Annotated in this window: 7 protein-coding genes; 4 read left to right on the top strand and 3 right to left on the bottom strand. The window is 41.7% G+C overall.

Going from position 1 to position 5,926, the window contains the following annotated elements:
* From ACQR30_RS06035 to ACQR30_RS06020, 4 genes are all read left to right on the top strand, one after another.
* A partial coding sequence (locus tag ACQR30_RS06035; protein WP_429732714.1) for a hypothetical protein occupies nt 1-581 on the top strand: 581 nt, incomplete at its 5' end.
* 463 nt (nt 582-1,044) lie between these two features.
* A complete protein-coding gene (locus ACQR30_RS06030; RefSeq protein WP_429732711.1) occupies nt 1,045-2,013 on the top strand; it encodes an NADP-dependent oxidoreductase in 969 nt (322 codons plus the stop codon).
* A 257-nt stretch (nt 2,014-2,270) separates the two neighbouring features.
* Nucleotides 2,271-3,194, top strand: coding sequence for a helix-turn-helix domain-containing protein (locus tag ACQR30_RS06025; RefSeq protein WP_429732708.1), 924 nt, complete (start codon nt 2,271-2,273; stop codon nt 3,192-3,194).
* Nucleotides 3,195-3,420: 226 nt separating this feature from the next.
* A complete protein-coding gene (locus ACQR30_RS06020) occupies nt 3,421-3,576 on the top strand; it encodes a transposase domain-containing protein (RefSeq protein WP_429732716.1) in 156 nt (51 codons plus the stop codon).
* A 453-nt stretch (nt 3,577-4,029) separates the two neighbouring features.
* On the opposite strand, the gene ACQR30_RS06015 is transcribed toward ACQR30_RS06020, so the two are convergent.
* From ACQR30_RS06015 to ACQR30_RS06005, 3 genes are all read right to left on the bottom strand, one after another.
* Nucleotides 4,030-4,788 (bottom strand): SDR family NAD(P)-dependent oxidoreductase, encoded by a 759-nt coding sequence (locus ACQR30_RS06015; RefSeq protein WP_429732706.1) that lies wholly within the window; start codon nt 4,786-4,788, stop codon nt 4,030-4,032.
* Nucleotides 4,789-4,865: 77 nt separating this feature from the next.
* Entirely contained in the window at nt 4,866-5,489 is a 624-nt protein-coding gene (locus tag ACQR30_RS06010) for an NADPH-dependent F420 reductase (RefSeq protein WP_429732703.1), read from the bottom strand.
* A 58-nt stretch (nt 5,490-5,547) separates the two neighbouring features.
* A partial coding sequence (locus ACQR30_RS06005; protein ID WP_429732700.1) for an SDR family oxidoreductase occupies nt 5,548-5,926 on the bottom strand: 379 nt, incomplete at its 5' end.

Genomic DNA, 5,926 nt, shown 5'->3' with positions numbered 1-5,926 from the left:
AAAAAGGTGATAACAATATCAAGCAGAGCTTCTATGTAGATAAGGGAAATACCATTACTTTAAAAGAAGCTTACAATCTTTTAGCAGGCCGAGCAATCAACAAAGATCTGATCAGCAAAGAAGGAGCATCTTACAATGCCTGGATGCAATTGAATTTTAAACAAACGAATGAAAGCGGAAATTATCAAATGGAAAAATTTTATCGGCAATATGGTTACGACCTAAAAATTGCTCTGGCCAAATATCCCATTAAAGAATTAGCACATGCAGAAGATGCGGCGCCTTTAATAGCTTCTTTAAAAAAAGGCAACCGGCAGTCCGTTACTTTTATGCAAGAAGGGAAAGAAATAAGACATTTTATTGAAGCCAACCCCAAATTCTTCAACATTGCTGTCTATGACAGCAGTATGCAGCGCATATTCTTGCAGCCGAAAAACAAAGAGCAAAACAATGTAGCGACATCGGAGTCAGAGACCGAAAAAAACGATGAAAAGAAAGCGATGAAAAAGGAGGCGGAACAGACGGAAGAAACTGCCGGCGAAAAAACAAAGAAAAAAAGAAAACATGTCTCCATTGGCTAGCAGCTATAATGAGAAATTGTCCATTTTCTTTGAAGAGATAAAGGAAGATCCCCGCATCGGGACTGCCCATATCGCTTTATATGCCGCACTGCTGCAACAATGAAAACAAAAGGACTTTATTACCCCGCTAAAGGCATTTAGCGGGGAATTAATGCCATTAACAAAGATGATCTCCGTTAAGACTTATTATAAAACACTGAAGGAGCTTAACACCTATGGCTACCTAAAATATGAGGCATCTTTTAATCGATTAAAAGGTAGCAGGATTTATTTGTAACCCAGCATCAATGAGTCTATTGGTGCACAGACTAGTGGGTACTACAGGGATCCTGAGCCGTCATCCCATGTGAACAAATAATGTGGTGTATTTCGAACGATTTCATTTTCGGCTACAACAAAGTCAAAAATGGCTACATTAACTGTTGCTTTGTTGCTGAATTTTGCACTAACAAAATAATTTACCATGAAAGCAGTTAGAATTAACGAATTTGGTGCAACGGATGTTTTAAAGATACAAGAAATAGAATGCCCTATTCCCGCAGCCGATGAAATTTTAGTGAGAGTATTCGCCAGTGGTGTAAACCCGGTTGACTGGGTGGTGCGCAAGGGTGGCAATGATTTTTTAAGGCCCCTGTTAAAATTACCTATGACAATAGGCTGGGATGCAGCGGGTATTGTTGAAGAGGTTGGCAGCGACGTAACCGAGTTCAAAAAAGGCGATGAAGTATATGGCGTTCCTAACTTCCCCGGCGACGGAAGTTATGCCGAGTTTGTCGCAGCAAAAGCAAGTCAATTCGCACTAAAACCTAAGAGAATCAGTTTTAATGAAGCTTCGGGCGTGCCCTTGACCGGGCTAGTCGCGTGTAATGCGCTTTTCGAATTAGGAAAATTGCAGGCAGGACAACGTGTTTTCATTCATGGCGCATCGGGTGGTGTCGGCAGCCTGGCTATACAGATTGCCAAAGCAAAAGGTGCGTATGTTATAGGAACCGCCTCAACAGATAATCAGGAATTTTTGAAAGAGATAGGCGCTGACGAGGCAATAGACTATAAAACGCAGAAATTTGAAGAATTGTTGCAGAACATAGACCTGGTCTTTGATGCTTCGCCGCTTCGCGATAATAATGAACGGTTGAAGGGCGTAAGCATCTTAAAAAATGGTGGTATTTTGGTAAGTGTAAATGTCGATTTTCCGTTTAGCGACGCTGTCAAAGAAGCACTTGCTAAAAAGGGGGCAAAAGGAGCATTACTTCATATACAAACCAATCACCGGTATTGGCTGAATGAAATGGCCCGGTTGATTGATGAAGGTCAAGTAAACGTTGCCATTAGCAAGGTGTATCCTTTGGAGCAAGTGGCACAAGCGCACAGGCAAAGCGAAACCTGGCACGTTCGTGGAAAATTGGTGTTGGAAGTAAGGAAAGAACAATAACATTCAAAGAGAAAACAATTAAAATAATGTTACAGGTTCGCCCGGCAAAGACTATATAATGACCGTTATCAGCAATAATGCATCGAAGGCAAGAAAATACGATACATTGCAAACGAAGCATTAACTTGTAACCCGGCCGGGGAGCTATTATACCGGCGGGTAAAGCCAAGGAACTATCCCGTCCGAAATGGATAACTTTGTACCAGCGACACGAAGGAACTTGCGAAAGTATACCATCGAAAATAGCACTATTATTTATGTCAAATACAAAACCAATCAGGATAAAAACTATTAGCGAATTTCACCAGTTAAGAGGATTACCCAAACCTGAACATCCGCTAATCAGTGTCATCAATGTCAAAGATGTCCCGGCTTTACAACATAACGAGCCGGTGAAATTGACATTAGATTTTTATTTGATTGCACTCAAAAGAGTGTTCAATAACGGTAAACTAAAATACGGACAACAGCGGTACGATTTTGACGAAGGTATTATGTCGTTTATGGCACCTAACCAGGTATTTAGCGTTTCCTCTGACAAAAAGGAAGGATTAAAACAATCGGGGTATGTAGTACTCATACACCCCGATTTTCTTTGGAATACAATATTAGCAAAGACCATCAAGCGATACCAATATTTTGATTATTCGGTTCATGAAGCCCTGATTCTTTCGGAAAAAGAAGAAAAAACGATCATCGGAATTATCGAAAATATACAACAGGAGTATCACTCAAATATTGATAACTTTAGTCAGGATATCGTTATTGCTCATTTAGAAACTTTACTGAGTTACGCCGAGCGTTTTTACCATCGTCAATTTCTTACACGCAAGAAGGCTAATCATCAAATTCTTGAGCGCTTTGAAAAATTGCTTTCAGATTATTTCGATGGTGATGAGATAAATCATAGTGGCTTGCCTACAGTCCATTATATCTCTGAAAAATTAAACGTGTCGATAAGCTACCTAAGCCGCTTACTTCAAACAATTACCGGACAAACCACCCAACAACACATCCACGACAAACTGATTGAAAAAGCGAAAGAAAAATTATCTACTACAGAATTATCTGTCAGTGAAATTGCTTACGAATTAGGATTTGAGCATTCACAATCGTTCAGTAAATTATTCAAAAACAAAACCCATCAATCTCCTTTGGAATTTAGGCAGTCCTTTAATTGATATAGGAAAACGACCGGTCAATATCCGATAATAAGAACTGAAGCTGTAAATATTTTGTTTAAACCTGCCGGGGAAATGAAGTTGTAGTTTGTCAGGCAAAAAATTACAATAAGTGGGTCTTATACGGCTATAGCTTTACAGCTTTTAGGGAACAAATCTTGAAAACGATGAAAGGAAAAACGCCTTGTTCTTCGGATCGGTAAATCGTAGTGCAGGAGCAGTATTAATGTTTTCACTTGTGGAAAATTGCAAATTACGTGAAGTGAATGTTTTGGATTGGCTTAAAGATGTACTGTCGCGAATAGCAACACAACCAAAAGATAAACTGATCGAATTATTACCGCATAATGGGAAACCGCCACAACTGAAATCAACTGGTTGAAACGAATACTGAAAGAAAAATATCTTTTTACAAATAATTAAAGTTGAGTTACCTCAAATAATGCAAAGTTATGCTCCTCTGCTGTATAATCTATATGTACCTGGTCGTGTGATTACTAATGATTGAATTATACTTTTTATAAAAAATATGTCACTACAAAATAAAGAGGTTGCAATTATTGGTGCGGAGTCTGTTGGTTTGGCATTTGTCAGGCTATTGAGGGCGCAAATATAAATGAGTGTGGCCCCATAGAATAACCCGCTAAAACAATTGTTTTTAGCGGGTTATTTCATTAATAGGTATCCTGTATGTATTATTTACTTTAAAAATACATTATACCGTACATGGTTGAAAATAAGATGCATAATGCTTAATTCTTGTTCGAATCCCGGTCACGATCGCTATACATTATCATGTTTTTTTCAATTGTCTTTCTTTTTTGAGTTTATTATTTTAAAAGCCATACATACCACCTGAAACGGAAATTTGCTCACCCGTAATCCACGCTGCGTCATGGGAAGCAAGAAATACGGCGGCTTTCGCAATGTCCTCCGGCTGGCCTCTACGACCAAGCGGCGTATTGGCAATAAACATTTTTTCATACCCACTGCCGGTAGTGACACCCGCGCTCGCTGCACCTTCTGTTTCAGTAGCCCCCGGTAAAATAGAATTGATACGAATATTTTTTGGGCCCAGTTCCTTCGATAAAGAAACGGTCATAGCATCTAATGCCGCTTTGGTTGCCGAATATAATGAGACTCCCGGCATCGGCATTTTGCTTGCACCCGAACTGATATTGATGATATTACCACCCTTATCGCCAAACAGCTTCAAAGATGCCTGGATAGCAAGTATGGGGCCTAAAACATTGACGTTGAAATGCTGATGAAAAGCAACTACCGATGCCTGTTCAACCGGTAAGAATTGCTGAAAGACTGCGTTGTTGACCAAAATATCTAACGCACCGAATGCTTTGCTGGTTTCTTCAAACAGTCTTGCCACATCGGCTTCCTTCGATATATCTGCCTGTACGGCAATGGCTACACCGCCATTGCCGGTTATGGCTTTCACCACGTTCTCAGCGTCTTCCTTGCTTGAGGCATAATTGACAACTACCTTTGCGCCTGCTGCCGCGAAGTGTTTCGCGATAGCCGCACCTATTCCTTTCGAAGCACCTGTAACTACGGCTACTTGATTTTCTAATTTATTCATTATTTTTTTTAAGATTGAAACTGTGGTGTGGTTTGCTTACGAATCAGGATCGCATTGAAATTTTCGATCCCGATTCATCAGCCGAACTTGATTAAGTCATGAAAGATAAGCTTACCCCAGCTATTGCCCTGCGCCTGCACAAGCAGTCCACCTTCCGAAAGGCCGCCAAGCTTGACCGGTGCAAAACCGAGCTTTCCCGCCAGCGCACCGATCTCCGTTGCTGAACCGTCATCGTCGCTAGCCAGGAACACAACTCTCCTGCCACCATGCACGGCCGGATCCTGCTCCAAAATTGCAGCGCCCAAGTGGTTGAATCCCTTAACCAGTTTTCCACCAGGGAAGGCCTGTGCAACGAAGCTGGCAGAAGGCAATCCCTCCAGCTGCTCAGGAGGCACTCCGTAGGCATTGGTCACATCTACAATGATCTTCCCCTGCCAGTCGGAGAGCGCCTTCGCGACATTCCTGTGCGATTCAAAACGCACTGCCAGGAAGATGACGTCGGCCTTGACGGCTTCCGCCAGCGTTGTGGGAATAATATCCGGCCCGATCGCGGCGGCATCGGATGCAAAGCTTTCCGGTTTGCGCGTGGTTGCAACAAATACTTTGATACCCTTACGGGCAAATGCCCTAGCCAGGGCCTTGCCGATATTGCCGAAGCCCACAATTGCGTAGCTCGCTACGCTGTTTTCTGTTTTACTCATTTTGATTTTTTTTGTTATTTAATGAAGAGAGTTACAACTCGCACAAGTAGGCGGTTAATTATTTAGATAAATAGGTCATGCCACCATCAACAAGGAGCTCAGCACCCAGCATGAAGGAAGAATCATCAGAGGCCAGAAAAACCGCTGTTTTTCCAATGTCGGATGGTTGCCCAATTCTGCCTGTCGGCATTCCACTTGCAAAGTGTGTTTTGACAGCATCAATTTGGTCTGCGGGAACAAACTTCTCAAATGCCGGTGTATCCGTTGTACCAGGTGTTATCACATTTGCCCTGATCTTTCTATCCAAAAGGTCGCTTGAAAATGCTTTCGCAAAATAGATGACAGCCGCTTTCGCAGCACCATACAACGTAAAATTTGCGTAAGCCCGATGTGCAGCATTTGACCCGATAAGAATAATAGAACCACCATCATTCATA

It is taken from the genome of Arachidicoccus sp. (genome assembly GCF_050436765.1).
GTDB lineage: Bacteria > Bacteroidota > Bacteroidia > Chitinophagales > Chitinophagaceae > Arachidicoccus.
This window is presented reverse-complemented; position numbering and strand designations above follow the sequence as displayed.

Coding starts and splice junctions, on each gene's coding strand:
- ACQR30_RS06030 (WP_429732711.1), top strand. CDS start 1,045: ATGAAAGCAGTTAGAATTAACGAATTTGGTGCAACGGATGTTTTAAAG.
- ACQR30_RS06025 (WP_429732708.1), top strand. CDS start 2,271: ATGTCAAATACAAAACCAATCAGGATAAAAACTATTAGCGAATTTCAC.
- ACQR30_RS06020 (WP_429732716.1), top strand. CDS start 3,421: ATGTTTTCACTTGTGGAAAATTGCAAATTACGTGAAGTGAATGTTTTG.
- ACQR30_RS06015 (WP_429732706.1), bottom strand. CDS start 4,788: ATGAATAAATTAGAAAATCAAGTAGCCGTAGTTACAGGTGCTTCGAAA.
- ACQR30_RS06010 (WP_429732703.1), bottom strand. CDS start 5,489: ATGAGTAAAACAGAAAACAGCGTAGCGAGCTACGCAATTGTGGGCTTC.